12 protein-coding genes are annotated in these 16,405 nt (G+C 45.3%); 2 read left to right on the plus strand and 10 right to left on the minus strand.

Features of this window, described 5'->3' with window-relative positions; translation table 11 throughout:
- Positions 1-25: 25 nt before the first annotated feature.
- The 5 genes from BMX22_RS01305 to BMX22_RS01325 form a co-directional block, all read right to left on the minus strand.
- Positions 26-1,120: an ABC transporter permease gene (locus BMX22_RS01305; protein ID WP_074740124.1), complete on the minus strand. Its 1,095-nt coding sequence runs from the start codon at positions 1,118-1,120 to the stop codon at positions 26-28.
- A complete protein-coding gene (locus BMX22_RS01310; RefSeq protein WP_074740125.1) occupies positions 1,117-2,631 on the minus strand; it encodes a sugar ABC transporter ATP-binding protein in 1,515 nt (504 codons plus the stop codon). The genes BMX22_RS01305 and BMX22_RS01310 overlap by 4 nt, the downstream gene beginning before the upstream one ends.
- Positions 2,632-2,753: 122 nt before the next feature.
- Positions 2,754-3,743, minus strand: a complete 990-nt coding sequence (locus tag BMX22_RS01315) for an ABC transporter substrate-binding protein (protein ID WP_074740126.1) — start codon at positions 3,741-3,743, stop codon at positions 2,754-2,756.
- Between the two features lie 148 nt (positions 3,744-3,891).
- Positions 3,892-4,584, minus strand: coding sequence for a helix-turn-helix domain-containing protein (locus tag BMX22_RS01320; protein WP_074740127.1), 693 nt, complete (start codon positions 4,582-4,584; stop codon positions 3,892-3,894).
- Positions 4,585-4,629: 45 nt separating this feature from the next.
- A complete protein-coding gene (locus tag BMX22_RS01325; protein WP_074740128.1) occupies positions 4,630-5,712 on the minus strand; it encodes a GntR family transcriptional regulator in 1,083 nt (360 codons plus the stop codon).
- A gap of 366 nt (positions 5,713-6,078) precedes the next feature.
- On the opposite strand from BMX22_RS01325, the gene BMX22_RS01330 reads away from it, so the two are divergent.
- Positions 6,079-7,059: a Gfo/Idh/MocA family protein gene (locus tag BMX22_RS01330; RefSeq protein ID WP_074740129.1), complete on the plus strand. Its 981-nt coding sequence runs from the start codon at positions 6,079-6,081 to the stop codon at positions 7,057-7,059.
- A gap of 372 nt (positions 7,060-7,431) precedes the next feature.
- On the opposite strand, the gene BMX22_RS01335 is transcribed toward BMX22_RS01330, so the two are convergent.
- The 3 genes from BMX22_RS01335 to BMX22_RS01340 all read right to left on the minus strand — a co-directional run bounded on the left by BMX22_RS01335 (position 7,432) and on the right by BMX22_RS01340 (position 10,359).
- Positions 7,432-9,084, minus strand: coding sequence for a recombinase family protein (locus BMX22_RS01335; protein WP_074740130.1), 1,653 nt, complete (start codon positions 9,082-9,084; stop codon positions 7,432-7,434).
- A 94-nt stretch (positions 9,085-9,178) separates the two neighbouring features.
- Entirely contained in the window at positions 9,179-9,340 is a 162-nt protein-coding gene (locus BMX22_RS16320; protein ID WP_177172950.1) for a hypothetical protein, read from the minus strand.
- A 659-nt stretch (positions 9,341-9,999) separates the two neighbouring features.
- Entirely contained in the window at positions 10,000-10,359 is a 360-nt protein-coding gene (locus BMX22_RS01340) for a hypothetical protein (protein ID WP_074740131.1), read from the minus strand.
- 260 nt (positions 10,360-10,619) lie between these two features.
- Here BMX22_RS01340 and BMX22_RS01345 point away from each other — a divergent pair, with 260 nt between their 5' ends.
- The gene (locus BMX22_RS01345) at positions 10,620-11,771 is read left to right on the plus strand and encodes a DUF6076 domain-containing protein (RefSeq protein ID WP_074740132.1); all 1,152 of its coding nucleotides are present in this window, start codon (positions 10,620-10,622) and stop codon (positions 11,769-11,771) included.
- Positions 11,772-11,784: 13 nt separating this feature from the next.
- Here the strand turns inward: BMX22_RS01345 and BMX22_RS01350 are convergent, their stop codons facing one another.
- Both BMX22_RS01350 and BMX22_RS01355 read right to left on the minus strand, forming a co-directional pair.
- A complete protein-coding gene (locus tag BMX22_RS01350) occupies positions 11,785-12,984 on the minus strand; it encodes a hypothetical protein (protein ID WP_074740133.1) in 1,200 nt (399 codons plus the stop codon).
- A gap of 131 nt (positions 12,985-13,115) precedes the next feature.
- Entirely contained in the window at positions 13,116-16,400 is a 3,285-nt protein-coding gene (locus BMX22_RS01355) for a DEAD/DEAH box helicase family protein (RefSeq protein WP_074740134.1), read from the minus strand.
- Positions 16,401-16,405: the final 5 nt, after the last annotated feature.

Below are 16,405 nucleotides of genomic sequence, written 5' to 3' on the forward strand. Positions count from 1 at the left end.
TATATTCCTCCGTTTCAAACGCTTGTCAGGTCTTCAGCTCCGCACGTTCGGGGCGAATCCTTTTGAAGAGAGATGCTATCTTTTCTCTTACTATCGGTGCGCTGAGCACAACAAGTGCAATAACGACCACTGCCTTGTAAGCAGGGAGAGCGTCCGACTGTACCTGGAATTTGTAGAGCGTTGTAGTAAGGAACTGAATAACGTATGCGCCGAGGATAGAAGCGGAGATATTGAATTTACCGCCGCCGAGAGCATTTCCGCCGAGAGCAACGGCAAGGATAGCGTCCATCTCGATATCCTTAGCCACGACCGAGTAATTTATGGTCCTCAGACGGCTGACCTTGATAAGGCCGGCGACAGCAACGCAAAGGCCGAGGATAACATAAGTAATGAACTTGATGAAAGCGGGGTTAAGACCGTTAAGGCGCGAGGTCTGCTCGTTGATACCTACAGACTGAACATACAGCCCGAGCGTGGTAAATTTAAGGACCAAGAATATCAGGATAAAGCAGGCTATCGCGATGAAAAACGGCGTAGGTATCGGTATTCCGGGGATAAGGCCTCCGAAGTAGGAGAAAGTCTTGTCCCTTACTTCGGGCAGCTCATTGTTGTTGATCCAAGCGGCAATAGAGCGTCCTGCCGTAAAGAGGATAAGAGTCGCTACCATCGGCTGTATCTTGAATACCGAGACAAGGATACCGTTAAAGGCACCGCAGGCCATAGTCACTAAGCAGCATACAAGGAAAGCCACGATTATGGGAGCCTGAATCTCATCGGGACGCGAATTGGTACCGCAGAGGACTCTCAGCACAACACTTCCTCCGATAGCTATCGCAGCGCCGACCGAGATATCCTGTCCGCGGGAAGCCGCAGTAACGAGAGTCATACCGATAGCGAGTATCGCAAGCTCGGAGCCGTAGTCGATGATAGAGATGATATTTCCCGAAAGAATGGGATCGCCGTTGCTGTTATGACCGAACGTTACCTTAAAGAACGAGGGGTCCATGATGAAATTGAAAACAGCGAGAATGAGCAGTGCAGCTAAAGGGATAAAGATCTGTTTTCTGAACATAGCAGTGATTATCGAGCCTGCCGTATTTGATTTTGAAGTGGGATTCATTTCTGCTCACCTCCTGCAATAGTATTCATGATAGTATTCTGAGTAAGTTGATCGCCCTTCAGCTCGCCGACGAGCTTTCTGTCGCGCATAACGAGGAGTCTCGAGCAGGTACGCAGCATCTCGTCGGTCTCGGACGAGATAAATGTGATGCTCATTCCCTCGGAAGCGAGCTTGAGCACAAGCTTCTGTATATCGACCTTTGTGCCGACATCAATACCTCGTGTCGGCTCGTCGAGAATGAGATATTTCGGGTGAGTGAGGAGCCAGCGTCCGAGTATGACCTTCTGCTGATTACCGCCCGAAAGCGACTTTATAGGTGTATTGACCGAAGCTGTCTTGATATCGAGCAGCTTTATGTACTCGTCAGCGAACTTCGTTGCCTGCGCCTTGGAAAAAGGACGGAAGAAACCTTTCTTGACCTGAAGAGCAAGAATGATATTATCCCGCACCGAGAGATCGCCGACTATGCCGTCGCGTTTTCTGTCCTCGGCGAGGTAAGCGATACCGTTCTTCATCGCGTCGATAGGCTTGGTTATCCTGACTTCCTTGCCCTCGACCCATACCGTACCGCTTGTGACCTTATCGGCGCCGAAAATAGCGCGAACACACTCGCTTCGACCCGAGCCGAGAAGTCCCGTGAAACCGTTCACCTCTCCCTTGCGTATGCGGAAGTTGAAAGGCTTGATACCCTCCGAGCTGCAAAGGTTCTCAGCCTCATAGACGATCTCGTTCTTTGTCTCGTTGAAATTCGGGGAATCGTTTTTGATATCCGCCATATCGTCGAGCTCCTTGCCGAGCATCTTGGAAACGAGCTGAACACGCGGCAGCTTCTCGATCTCATATTCACCGACGAGCTGACCGTCGCGGAGGACGGTTATCCTGTCGCACACTTCATAAACTTGGTCGAGGAAGTGAGTAACAAAAATGATACCGACACCTCGTGCCTTCAGGTCGCGCATGAGCTTGAACAGTTTAGCGACCTCTGATTCGTCGAGGGACGAAGTAGGCTCATCGAGTATGAGCACGCTGCAATCCATATCTACCGCACGCGCGATAGCGACCATCTGCTGAACGGCGATAGAGCAGCTTGCGAGCTGCTGATTAGCCCTTACGCCTATTTCAAGTGAAGCAAGGAGTTCGTCAGCCTTTCGGTTCATCTCACGCCAGCTGACAGTCGCTCCCTTACCGCGTCCTATGAAGATATTCTCGGCGACCGAGAGATTCGGACAGAGCGAGATCTCCTGATAAACCGTACTGATGCCCAGATTCTGAGCATCCTGCGGAGAGTGGATCTGTACGGGAGCATTATGACCTTTAATGTAAATTTCTCCGCCGTCTTTGACATGAACGCCCGTGAGGACTTTTATAAGAGTAGACTTACCCGCACCGTTTTCGCCCATAAGCGCGTGGATCTCTCCCTCACGGAGCGTAAAATCGACATTTCTCAGCGCTTTAACGCCAGGAAACGACTTATGTATGCCCCGCATTTCCAGCAATGATTTATCCTGCATTGCCTTTCCTCCTAAGTAATAATCGCATAGATACGTGAAAAAACTTTTAAAATTAGTGCGGTGACAATTGCCATAACCGAACGTGTCACCGCACTTATTTAGTTATTCAATGTCCTGCGTGATCAGATGCCGTACTGCTCTACATCAGCGTCAGTGATAGTAGTAGCATCGAAGCCCTTTTCGTCCATGATGATAGTCTTCTGAGGGAGTGTCTCGCCCTTTTCGAGCTTATCAATGATATCAACGATGTAAGAAGACTGGAAGGGGTTGCACTGACCGTCGTAGTTCCAGTTGCCTGCCTTAAGTTCCTCGAGAGCCCACTTATTGCAGTCGAAACCGATAACAACAACGTCCTTGCCAACGCCGTGGGAGATATTAGCCTTATCGAGAGCAGCAACAGCGCCCTTGGCCATATCGTCGTTCTCGGCGTAGATAACATTGAACTTCTTGTCAGCGTCGATAACAGACTGAACAATCTGCTGAGCCTTTTCGGAGCTCCACTCAGCGGTCTGCTCGGCAACGATGTTCCACTTGAGTTCGGCAGCGGTCTTAGTGAGAGCACCTGAACGTCCTTCCTGAGCAGCGGAACCCATAACACCCTGAAGGTGAACGATATCATAGCTTGTGAGGTTCTGATTCTTGAGCCACTCAACAGCCTGCTCGCCTTCCTTATCCATATCGGAGACAACAGAAGCTTCATAGAGGCTCTCGTCAGCGTCGATAGTACGGTCGAAGAGGATAACTCTTACGCCTGCATCCTTAGCGTCCTTGAGAACAGAATCCCAGCCTGCCGTATCAGCAGCGGAGAGAAGGAGGTAATCGACCTCATCCTGAATATACTTCTGAGCGAAGTTTATCTGCTCTTCGTTTTTGAGGCTGTATGAGAACTTGGCGTCATAGCCGTTTTCCTTGGTGAAAGTAGCCTTGAGGTCGTTTACGTTGGCAGTACGGTATCCCGACTCATTGGGGTCGTTGTTAATGATGCCTACAGTAATGAGCTTATCGCCCTTCTTGGACTCATTTGAAGAACCGCCCTCAGAACCGCAGCTTGCAAAAACAGCGCCGCAAAGGACCATACTTGCAGCCATAGCAAGAACCTTTTTCATTTTCATAATAACATTCCTCCATCTCGTATGTTTTTATTTATTAACGTTCACGTCGTTAACTTGTACTTACATTATAAACAATTTGTACATACATTGATACCGAAAATAATACACAAAATGTTTATTATTTTTAGAATATAATAATTTGTACAAATCACGGACAGACATTAGCGTTCGTCTGGAACTGTCTGGGAGTCTGTCCCGTATACTTTTTGAAAATCTGACTGAAATACCGATAATCTCTGAAGCCCACATCATAAGCGACCTCATATATCATCTTTGAAGTACAGCACAGCAGCTCTCTTGCGTGTGCGATACGAGCCGCAGCAATATACTCGGAGAGGTTCTGCCCATACTTTTTCTTGAACTGCGTACTGAGATACGACGGGCTAAGCCCGACAGCCTCAGCGACAACGAGGAGCGAGAGCTCATCGTTCATATAGTTCATGTCAATGTAGTCACGCGCCTTAGCAACGATACTTTTTCCGCTCTCCTTAGCTGAGCCTATCCTCCACATTATACAGTCGTAGATCATCTTACGCAGGAATTGGATAGTATCGTCGGTATTCATCAGCTTAGAGCCGATATCATCAGCTATACCGAAGCGTTCGCAGAAAGCCTCATTGCTAATGCCGATCTTCTCGGCAAAGGTATGTGCCGCGACGTAGATGTCCATACAGACATACAAACGTATCACAAGCGAACCGATCCGTGAGAAATCGACCTCTTCAAGTATGGAGTCGAGCTTATCGGTGCAGTCCTCGAGCTTTCCGCTCTGCAAAAGGTCTTCGACCTTTCTGATGTCAACGCGCTTGACGTCCTGCATCATATCACTTTTATCATTCATATCCATTACCCCACACGATCATGCCGTTCCGCGTAATCTTTGAGATCAAAGCTTCTTGACCGAGTCGCGAATCTTTAATTCGGGTGTGAAAATAATGTCGTTATTGTCAGCCGAGGGAGAGCAGATAAGGTCTATGAGCTTTTCCGCAACAGCCTCACCGAGTCTGCGCTTGGGATGAGCCACAGTAGTGAGCGGCACATCGCAGATCGAAGCGTACTTTGAATCGTCGATACCGACAACCGAGATCTCATCGGGAACGCTGATGTCATGTTCCTTGCAGAATTGCAGGAGCTTCACGGCAATATTGTCATTGTAGCAAACAACAGCGGTAGTCTCGCTAAGCAGCACGAGCAGATTGTTCTCGCCCGAAGTGAATACCGAGTTTTTATCGGAGGTAGCGAACCAGAGGACGTTCTCCTCAGCGTTCCTGAGTCCGTGAGCTATACAGCTCTTAGTAAAGCCGCTGTATCTCTTGTGTCCCTGAATATCATCGAGAGCGAAAATACCCGCCACTCTTCTATGACCGCACCCGAACGCATAATCCGCAGCCAGTCTGCCTGCGGCTTCATCGTCGATAGACACACACGGGTAACTTGACCACGGATATTTCGCATTAAAGAACACGACAGGGATGTTTTTTCTGCGGAGCTCGTCATAGAGCTCCATATTCGGATTAGGCAGAGCGCTCTTCGACGGCTCAATGATGAGACCCTGTACACCGCTCGAGATCATGCTCTGAAGAGCCTGCTGTTCCTCGGACACTTTGTTGTGAGTTATAGCAAGCTGCATAGAATAGCCCGAATCATTGAGAACGCTCTCGATCCCTGTAACGATCTGAGGGAAGATATAATCGGTAAAATATGTAGAGATAACACCGATATTTTTAACCTGAGAAGGCTGTTCGGGCTGAGCCGAGCCGGCAGAAACGAAAGCGCCGCTGCCTCTTACGCGGCTGATAACGTTCTCATTTTCGAGGCACATGAGAGCCTGTCTGACAGTCTGTCTGCTGACTCCGTGTATCTCGCAGAGCTCCTTTTCCGTGAGAAAGCGGTCTTTAGGCTTCAAGCCGTTTGAAGCGATATAGTCCTTAGCCCACTCAACGATATTCAAATATTTATAATCTTCCATCGAATCCTCCTCCACCCGAAACATCTCGGTTTTTCTTAATGATAACACAAATCATCGGCTTTGTAAATACAACTTTAAAAATTGCCTTAAAAATTTGTATGTACGGACAAATTACGCGGTGCTGTATTGTGCATTTCGACAATTTTTGAGGTCGTTTAATCACACTATTGACAAAAGGACTGGCATAGTATATAATTTTTACATCGAATAAGGCTCAGGTTTTGGAGCTGCTTTGTTACAATTTAATAATTAATGTGTCCTCAATAACCGCATTTAGGCGGTTATTGCCCCGAACTTCGTTCGGGGAGCGCAAATTCCCTTTAATATAAAGAATTTGCGCGTCACATTAATTAGGAGAGGAGAACTATGGATAAGATAAAATGGGGCATAATCGGAACAGGACGTATCGCCCGTGCATTTGTGACTGCACTTACAGCCGTTCCGGAAGCTGAATTATACGCAGTCGGTTCACGGAGCGCCGAAAAAGGAGCAGATTTCGCCAAAGAATACGGCTTCGCACGCTCATACGCGAGCTATGACGACCTCCTTTCCGACAGCAATATCGACATAGTGTACATAGCCACGCCGATGGCATCACACTACGACAACTGCATTTCCGCGCTGACGAGAGGCAAAAACGTATTCTGCGAGAAATCGGTCACACTCAATGCTGAACAGCTCCGCGGGATACTCACACTTGCAGAAAAGAAGAAGCTTTTCTTCTGCGAAGCGATGTGGATGAAATGCCGACCGACCTACATTAAAATGAAGGAATGGCTCGAGCGCGGAAAGGTCGGAGATATCCGTTACATCAAGGCAGATTTCAGCAATTTTGTACCATATAACGCCGATGACCGCCTCTTCCGTGCCGACTGCGGCGGCGGAGCGCTTCTTGACGTAACTGTATACCCGCTCACTCTTGTCCACGACCTTCTCGGCAAGCCCGCAGAAATTCAAAGCGCCGCAAATCTCAGCGGCGGAGTTGACATCAGCGAGTCGCTCATACTCCGTTACACAAACGGAGCATTTGCTTCGATCGAATCAGGCTTCGAGATAGGGCTTCGCAATAATGCCGTTATTTCAGGAACTGAGGGCAGTATCGTATTTGGTGATTGTTTCTTCTGTACAGACAATGTATCGCTTTATGATAAGGAGCGCCGTCTTGTAGAGCAGTACAACTCCCCTGCCCGTGTAAACGGCTACGAGTATGAGATAGAGGAGGTACATCGTTGTCTCCGCTCGGGACTTCCCGAAAGCACACTCATCCCTCACAAAGGAACGCTCGAGGTCATGGAGATAATGGACTCCCTGCGCAGCGATTGGGGATTGAAGTTCCCGAAGGAATAAAAAATAAGGCTGACCGTATGTGCTGTGCCTATATAGAAATATTACGGGGTATTTATTGAGGGAAACCCTTTTGAAAAAGGGTTCCGCTAACAGCGGCGGTCCCCTCTGTCGCTTCGCGACATCTCCCCGCACTGCGGGGAGTCACCCTCAAACTCCCTTCCTAAAACTTTCAATTTAAATTTTGCCCCTATGGGGTACTCTCATTGAAAAGAAAGACTAACTCTTTTCATATCAGGAGAGTACCCCATAGGGGCAAAATTTGGACTAAAAGTCTTTGGAAAGGGGTTCGGGGGAGAACCTTTCTTCTGCATGGTGTTCTTAACGCAGTTAATTATGTATTATCTCCGAGGAGGTCATCCTCGGAGATTTTTATTATGTAAATTTGGCCATGCCAAGCTCGTTCATCTCTCCGTCAAGTCTGAATGCTTTATCCGGATGAAATGTGAAGTATATAACTATGTGATTACCGCAGGTCCTTGAACGTTTTACAGCCTTTTCGTGGACTTCTATTCGCTCTATAAAAGCTCTCATAAGCTCAGGCGTGACCTTTGAAATTGTTACATACCTCTTAGCCTTGGTGATAAAGTCCCGGATACATTTCTCACGCACTTTCACTTCATCAAGCTGCGAGTTGAGGGTGCTGAGCTTTGATTTCAGTTCGGACTGTTCATTTTCAAAGCTGGTGGCGAGAACTTCGTAGCGTTCGTCGGTTATTTTGCCGTTGGACCTGTCCATGTATAGGAGCTGTATTGCGTTGTCAATCTGCTTGATCTTAGCTTCATACTCAATTCTAAGGGCCTCGGACTCTTTAAGATTCTTAGCAGCTTCTGCTTTGCCGTTTCTCATGGCGTCTTTGTAAAACTCGTCCGAGTGCTCCCTTGCGTATTTCGTCACCTTTTTCATTGCTCTTAAAACTATCTCGTCGAGCACACTTTCACGAATGTAATGTGAAGTGCAGTCGCTTTTGCGGCTTTCATAGTGTCCGCAGCGGTAGCTGTCGCCTTTGTGCGATTTGTCGCGGTTGCGGTACAATCTTGAACCGCATTCAGCACAGTAAAGATAACCTGCATACTTGTCCAGCTCGCCGCGTTTGTCTGCACGTTTGCGACCTTCAAAGTGCTTCTGTACCAGATCAAACGTTGCTCTGTCAATGATTGCTTCGTGCGTATTAGGAAATATCCTCATATTCTCAGGCGAGTTTTTGATACGCTTTTTCAGCTTGTTGGACTTTGAATAGGTCTTGAAGTTTACCGTATCTCCGCAGTAGATCTGATTGGAAAGCATCTTTCGGATAGTGTTGTTCGCCCATGCGTAAGGCTTGTCGAGCTTGAGATTTCTTGAAAGGCTGCCATACTTTCTGTAATTGTAAACGCCGGGCGAGAGAACTTTCTCCTGTTCAAGAGATCCACAGATACGCTTTATGCCTATTCCACTTGCATACATCTCAAAGATATGCTTGACAACAGGTGCAGTCTCGGGATCGGGTATGATTTGCTTCGGGTTGCTTGGATCTCTCATATAACCATATGCTATCCAGGCTGCAAGACGTTCTCCACGTTCGCCCTTTGCTCTGAGTACAGCCCTTATCTTATTCGAGCAGTCTCGAGCGTACATATCATTGAACAGATTCTTGATACCAGACATCTCGTTGATACCATTGGCGGAATCAACTCCGTCCGTTACTGCTATGAAGCGAACATCATATGCAGGAAACACCAATTCCATGAGTCTGTCGGTCTCTAAGTGGTCGCGTCCAAGTCTCGACTGGTCTTTCACAATGACTGTTCCGACAAGTCCGTTCTCAACATCATTCAGCATATGAACGTACTCAGGACGAGTATTATCGGTGCCGCTGTAACCATCGTCGATGTAATACTGACAATTACGGAAGCCGTTCTTGTCTGCGTAATCCTTTAGCATAAGTCTTTGATTTTCAATTGACAGCGACTCGCCTGCACGCATATCCTCTTGACTTAGGCGGCAGTACAGCGCTGTTATCTGTTCCGTGTTTGATTCTGTTTTCATATATCCTCCTGTTCCGAAGCTGTGCTTCTGGAATCAAACCGAATAGGATACACCGACAGTATATCACTACTCGGCCCGAAAGTCCAGAACTTTTTCAACAGATCCTGTCGCCGTTTATCAAGTGTTTGATTTTATCCTCAACGGATTCGCTTGGCTTTTCAGGAGGTTTGAAAACAAGCGTCACGTTAAAGGTTTGTCCGTTTATGGTCATCTTCTTGTCAACGCAAAGAGCTTTTTCATTCGTTTCAGATTTCATATGAACTCCTTTCACGTCACACTTTTTCAAACATACTATTCAGTTTTAAAAGATTCTCTGACTCCGGTCACACCTCCCTAATTATAGGCAATATTTGGGGCTTTTTAATTTTTTGACTCCAAGATTATTCGCGTTTTCTTATTTTGACCTCAATTTGCAAATACTGTAAGTTCCGATATTTCGGCGGGCACTGCCCGTCCGATGTGGAATGGCGGGCGCAAATGACGCCAGCCTTTTTCCTGCAAACCAAAAAGGGGCACGGGTTCTCCCGTTTTCAGCAGCAGGCGGAATGCCGTCTGCGATGCTTGCCTTCCCAAAAGGGAAGACTTTTTGTCACCGCCGCCACTTTTTCTCTGCCAATAGTATTTGTGTGGTATCCCCACACTCGCTCCACGTTGCGCGACAATCGCGTTCAACGGGAGCGGTGGGGTAACTATACTATTTCCCTTTTGAGGACGGCTTTTTCGGGGCTTTCTGCGCGTGTTTCAGTCTCGATTTACTGAACATCGTTGTCATAGACAGTATAGCTGAAGAAAAAAGGCACTTACTTGATTTATAATTATCATGTAATATATATCTTCCTTCTTCGTATTAGTATATATTCTCTTGTATACTTAATATATAAGCCTATGACATCATGACACAGCCCCTATGACAATTCAGCTTTTAAACTGCAACGCCAACTCGGCGTTGCGGAGCTTGTCCTCGTCTATGTCATAGTTCAGGAATGCGACCTCATAAGAGTTCTCGACCTGACGACCGTTGTCAGCATAGTTGTTGTGGATACGAATGATATCCTTCTGCGCAAGAGTTTTGAGTGCTCGCTCAACGTTGCTCACTGACATTGCAGTATCTCTTGCAATACCTGTGCGGCTTATGGTCGAGGTTTTCTTTTCGCTGTCGTAGTAGCAGAGTAAATCCATCACCACCTTGAACTCGGCAGGCGTAGTGATGTTGAGATACTCCAGAGGCGAATTGACACTGTTGGAGTAAGCTGTGCAGTTGATATTGTTTTTCATTTACATCTTCCTTTCGCGTTTCGAGTTTTTACTTGTGATGTCAAGAGTGTCCGGACGTCTTAACTGCATTCAGTATACACGCTCTCTTGACAAAAGTCAATAGATATAGTATACTATCTCTACCGAGTTCAATCTATAATCTATTTTTATGAACGAATTGTAAATTTTTAGCTTTCAGCTATTTATACAGCTGTTTTCAAAGCAAACCGCAGTGTTATGCGCTCTGACGAAATAGAACACTATTTCTGAAAGGAGTTATTATGTTTGAGATAGAAGCGCACTACCATGACAGAAAAATATATCTTTCCGACGGCAGAGTTTATCCGCTAGGAGAGATACTTCTGCGCTATTTTTCAATGAATTTTTATGACTTAGGTGAACTGTTTGACGTATGTGAACGTGCAAAGTCTGAGCTGAACATCAGTTCCTTGTTCTGTCCTGCTGATATAGGCAAGTGCGCACAGGAAATAGAATTCACATACGACAGCATCATGGACATTGCAAAGTCACTTCCGCCCTACGACACAAAACATTTCAGGCACGGTCTCCTGAGAAATCTGTTCGCATATTATAACGACATCTTTGACGAGCCTTTCTATGAGGACTCGGAGTTTGAAGTTGATGACTACAACGAACACTTTGTCAGTGCAGAGAGCACTCCTGTGTCGTATGAGGAAATGTATATTACGGAAGAACTGCACGAACTGCGAGCATTATCTGACTACGAATTTGACAGCAAGAAGGTTTTCAGCAACTATGAAAACAGAAAAGACGCTGCCGATTTCACAACTTGTATCGAACAGATGACGAACGAGTTCTCAACTTTTATCGAGGACATTATCCGCGTCAAAAAAATCTTTATGCCGTTCGTTGACGAGCTTTGTGACCACAACAGTTATCCGACAACTCAGAAAGTGATTGACACATTTCAAAAATATAGGGGCGTTATTTCAAGCGGAAGTATGTGCATGGGACACACAGTTATCGAGACGAAAAAAGGTCCCATACTCTGTGAGACTTATCGTTTCACATCGCTGGGAGCCTTTCTGTATTTTGAATTGTTCAAGTGCATTGAAGAGAAGTTCATGCCTGTCAAGTGCCGCAACTGCGGTCGGTGGTTCATCATGAAACACACAACATTCTCACACTACTGCAAGCGACTGGTCAGCAGTAATCCGCCTAAGACTTGCCGTGACAATGCAATGAGCCACAACTTCAAGGAGAAGATAAAGAGTGATCCTGTTTGGGAGATATACAATCGTGCATACAAGCAGCACTACGCTCGCTATATGAAAAAGAAAATGAGCAAGTCTGACTTTGCTGAGTGGGGAGAGTACGCTATTGAGCTGCGAACTAAAGCTGCCGATGGCGAGCTGGAGATAGAGGAGTATCAGGAGCTTATTAGAATTTAACATCACCTACATATTAATCTCTATACTCAGTGCTATAGATATTGCTTAAATACTGAGCTGCGACATATTGACAATAAAGTTCTTTATCAGTAACCGACACATCAACAGGAATATATTCGCTAATATATGGAATCAGAAGGCGGAAGCACCTGATCCCCCACAACGCATTTGATTTAGTATCGTTGTCAATAAACTCTTCTGTATATGATTTTTCATTGCTGTCTATAAGATATTCCATTTTCTCCTGTTCATATGATAAATGCGGAGCAAACTCCGGATTATATAGAAGTTTAAAATAGTTGTCTTCATTAAATTGCATTCGCTGTAAATCGTTTTCGATTTTATGCAATTCATTTTCGATATATTTTAGAAAAATATCGTATTTTTCTTGCGTTTCTTTTGAAAAATGAGCTGTATAGAACATTAAGCACTGATTTATTATAGAATAATGTACTCTTGCTCCATTTTCATACTCAACATTCTCAACGGCAGAAGGATACCGCTTTTCAAGTTCTTTATCCAATGATATAATATATTTTTCCATAGAGCTCATATCCAAATCAAGTTCCTGTTTAGCATAATCCGATTCCAATACCACAATTTGCTTTTCGATATTATTAGTAAGAATTGCAACGGTGTCAATAATAGTATTTATAACAGGGATAATATCCTTATCTATTGATAAAGGCTCAAAATATGACCGATTCGATTCGGGCTTGCACATTCTTTTGACATAATCACACGCTTCCTTTATTAAAAAGCCATCTATAACAGGATTAAATGGTCGTACATCTTCAAGATATACCGTTTCTGATTCTCCTTTGTCGTTATTGTAGATGGTATCAACTGGATGAGCTAAGATCAAACTTCTCAGAGTCCTAAATTTTAAAATTACACTCTTATCCGTAAAACATCGTTCTATCCTTTTTTCTGCTTTTCCACCTATACCAAGAAAATCATTGTTTGTATCTATAATTCCCGTAACGATTACATCTATATTTCGAATAAGGAAACATAATTCAGCTGTTGATTGATTATTTCTGTCAAAAAAGCTTTGAATATCCTGTATAGCATTTTTTATTACGCAGAGATTAGATTTACATTTTATAGCACGTTTCTTCGCATCCTTACTTGTACTTATCTCGCATAGGCGCTGGATTTTATCAACACAAACAGCATGTCTTTCCCACCACAAATCATAATCGATAATCATACACTTCACCTCGCACAGATCTTGAATGAACTCTTATTATAAAGTCAACGATTTTATAATTACTTTCTCTTAACGTGTTCCCCTCTGAATAATTCAGAGGGGAACTGTTATACATATGTTAAATCGTTGTTTTAAGCAACCGCATTATTATTAATGCTTTCAATAGCTTTCTTGATACTTTGCCAGATGCTCAAATCGGAGAATATCTCCACTACGCTGCCGTTATCAGTGAACGGAGATTCTTGAAGAATTGACAGGTCTTTCATAACGCCGTTGTGAACGATATACTCAACTATCTGATTGACAAAGTATATCTGCTTACTGTCGAGAGCAGTATTGTTAAGGAAAACGGAGAACGCTTCCTTGGCTGCATTCATATCAAGTCCGACTATACCTCTTACAAATTCGCCGAGAGGCTTGTCCCCATACTCATTTGTATAGTCCTCATGAGTACCGATATTACTCCAAAGTATCTTCTCAAGAGCAGCAACATCTTCTGCATTCAAAGGCTGATTGGTTTTCAGCTTTGCAATAGCCGCTTCGTCCTGATGCTTGCGGATATATTCCTCTGCCTTGTACTTGTAACCTTTCAGATCATCGTTATCAAGCTGTGATTCGTTCCATTCGGGAGCCATTATCTCGTCGTCAAAATTGGTCTCATATATAATCTTCCCGACAGGAATGTACTTTATAAGTCCGCGTATCTTTTCTCTTATTATCTCAAATTCCTCAATACCGCCACGCTCAATAAGGTCAGTATTGAGTATCCTGTCGATAATCTCTTTTTGTGCGGCAATCTCGGGAATGTTTCCAACGCTCGCGACTGCGCTGACCTTTTTGTAAAGGTCAGTTTTTCTTCTTGAATATGACTTTCCTGCAAGGATAGACAACTCAATTCCGTAAACTAATGCGTCAAATCGTACAGCCTTAGGATCGTCGTCATAAGGAAGGATAAGCGGAGCTATTTCATCAGCAACAATAAGTGTGTCTTCAAATTTCAGCACGGAGTAATTCTGTTCATCGGAATACTGCTCAACATATTTCAGATGCTGTCTTACGGCAAAGTTTTCCCTGTTCAGTTCCCTGACTCTTTCAGCCATATCATCAACAAGCGACTTCCTGAAAGAGATAAAATAATCTGTCTGATACGCTATGTCCTGGAGCTTATACGCCATCTGAAATTTCAGCGACCAAACTGCTCCCTGCAAGCATATAAGGTTAGGAGTAGCCTTGCCTTTGTTCATACGGAAAAACTCAAAATTACCGCAGAAATCAAAGATATAAAACTTGTTCTTGTCAACGCCGTCTATAAGATTCGGACACAGTCTTGTACCTCTGCCTATCATCTGCCAGAACTTTGCCTTGCTCATTACTTTTTTGAAGAACACAAGATTAAGTATCTCAGGCACATCAATTCCGGTATCGAGCATATCAACAGAAATAGCTATCTGCGGCAATTTCTTCGGATCAGAGAACTCGTCGATAAGTGACTGTGCATAGTTTATTCTGTTGTCGATGACCTTGGCATATCCAGCAAGTTTCGGATATTCGCTGTTGAATATTTCAAGTATCCTTTCTGCGTGATTATGATTGGCTGCGAAGATGATAGTCTTTCCGATTTTCTGACCGTAATCTATCTTCAAACCTTGAGTCATGACAAGATTCAGCGCTTTCTTGATGGTGTCAGTATTCATTACCCAGTTGTTAAGTGCTGACGGAGCTATCTTTTCGGGAATGTCACCGTCCTCATCGACAAATGTATTTTCATACTGTTCCTTGTCCTCGTCAGAGAGCTCATCGTAAACGATTCCTTTTGTCAGGAACTTCAGCTCGGTCTCAACTGACAGAAAATCGACAAGATAGCCGTCCTGAACAGCCTGCGCCAGCTCATAACCGTATGTCGGAGAGCCATTTCCAAGCTCGAAGATCTCATATGTATTCTTGTCTATCTCGTCCTTCGGAGTAGCAGTCAGACCTACCAGCGGAGCATCAAAATACGTGAAAATATCGCGGTATTTATTGTATATTGAACGATGTGCTTCATCGCAGATTATCAGGTCAAAGTGACCGCAGGTGAACAGCTTTCCCTCCTCGTCGTGAACAGAGTCAATGCAGTTCATCATCGTGGGATAGGTCGAAAATACACAGTGCGCGTTGTAGTTATCCTTATCCTCGCAGAGATTGGTCACGGAAAGGTCGGGCAGCAGATTAACAAAGCTGCGCTTTGCCTGCGTGACAAGAGCGTTTCTGTCGGCGAGGAAAAGAATATTCTTCACCCAGCCCTTTTTCAGCAGCACATCGCAGAGTCCCACAACTGTTCGTGTCTTGCCCGAGCCTGTTGCCATAACAAGCAGTGCCTTACGTCTGTGTTTGTTATCAAAAGTATCACATACCGCCTTGATAGCGCCCTCCTGATAGTATCTGCCTGCAATGTCCTTATTGACCATTACATTCGCAAGGCTCTCACGCATTTTCTGGAGGTTGAACAGCTTTTCAAGGTCTCGCTTGGAATAGATATTCGACACCTTTCGCTCGGGATATACATTGTCGGTTACCCTCGTTTCAAAGCCATTTGTCAGGAATATCACAGGACGTCTGCCGAACTTCTTTTCAAGGATATCCGCATAAAGCTTCGCCTGCTGACGTCCCTTTGATACGTCCACGCAGGTGCGCTTTGCCTCGACTACTGCCAGCGGACGGCCGTCGTCGCCGTAAAGAACATAGTCCGCATAACCGACCTCGGATTTGTTCGGCATACCGGGCAGCTCCACCTCGTTGAGCCAGTCTCTGCCCTCAGTCCAGCCTGCATCCCGGAGCATAACGTCGATATACAGCTTTCTCGTCTTGTACTCGGAGAGCTCCAGCGGCTTCTTGACATAGGTCTGCTCACGGCCGATACGCTGAGCGGTGAGCTGCTCGCGAAGCTCGGCATTTTCAGCTTTTAGGGCTTCGAGGTCAACATTGGGAAGGACAGGGGCAGAGCCTGCACTATGGGACTTGCAAAGCTCGGCATCGAAATCACTACCGCTGTAATCCTCGCCGTAACAATAGGCGAGGAAGTCCGTGAACACAAACAGATTTTCAAGGCAGAGCAGAGCTTCCTCCTCGGTGCGCCTGGAGTTGTCATGTACAGCCTTGTTGCCGCATTTGCGGATATAATCGAGCCTGCGCCAGATGTCATCGCCTGCGATCTCGCGGAAATCCTCGTTGTTGATGAGATTATTCAGCCTGTCATCGTAAGGAGTTTCAAGGGCAGAATCGGCGGAGTACATCCACTTGACCGCAAACTCCATAGCGCTGCGGCAGGTCTGGACGCATATATTTGCGTCGATACCAAGCGTTTTTTCGGCAGCTATGGCGGTATCGGCGAAAGCCGCGAACTGCGGCTCGTTTTTTAAGAAGTCGAAGTTGGTCATACTAA

The sequence above is a fragment of the Ruminococcus sp. YRD2003 genome, assembly GCA_900109435.1.
In the GTDB taxonomy this organism is placed as follows: Bacteria; Bacillota; Clostridia; order Oscillospirales; family Ruminococcaceae; genus Ruminococcus; species Ruminococcus flavefaciens_G.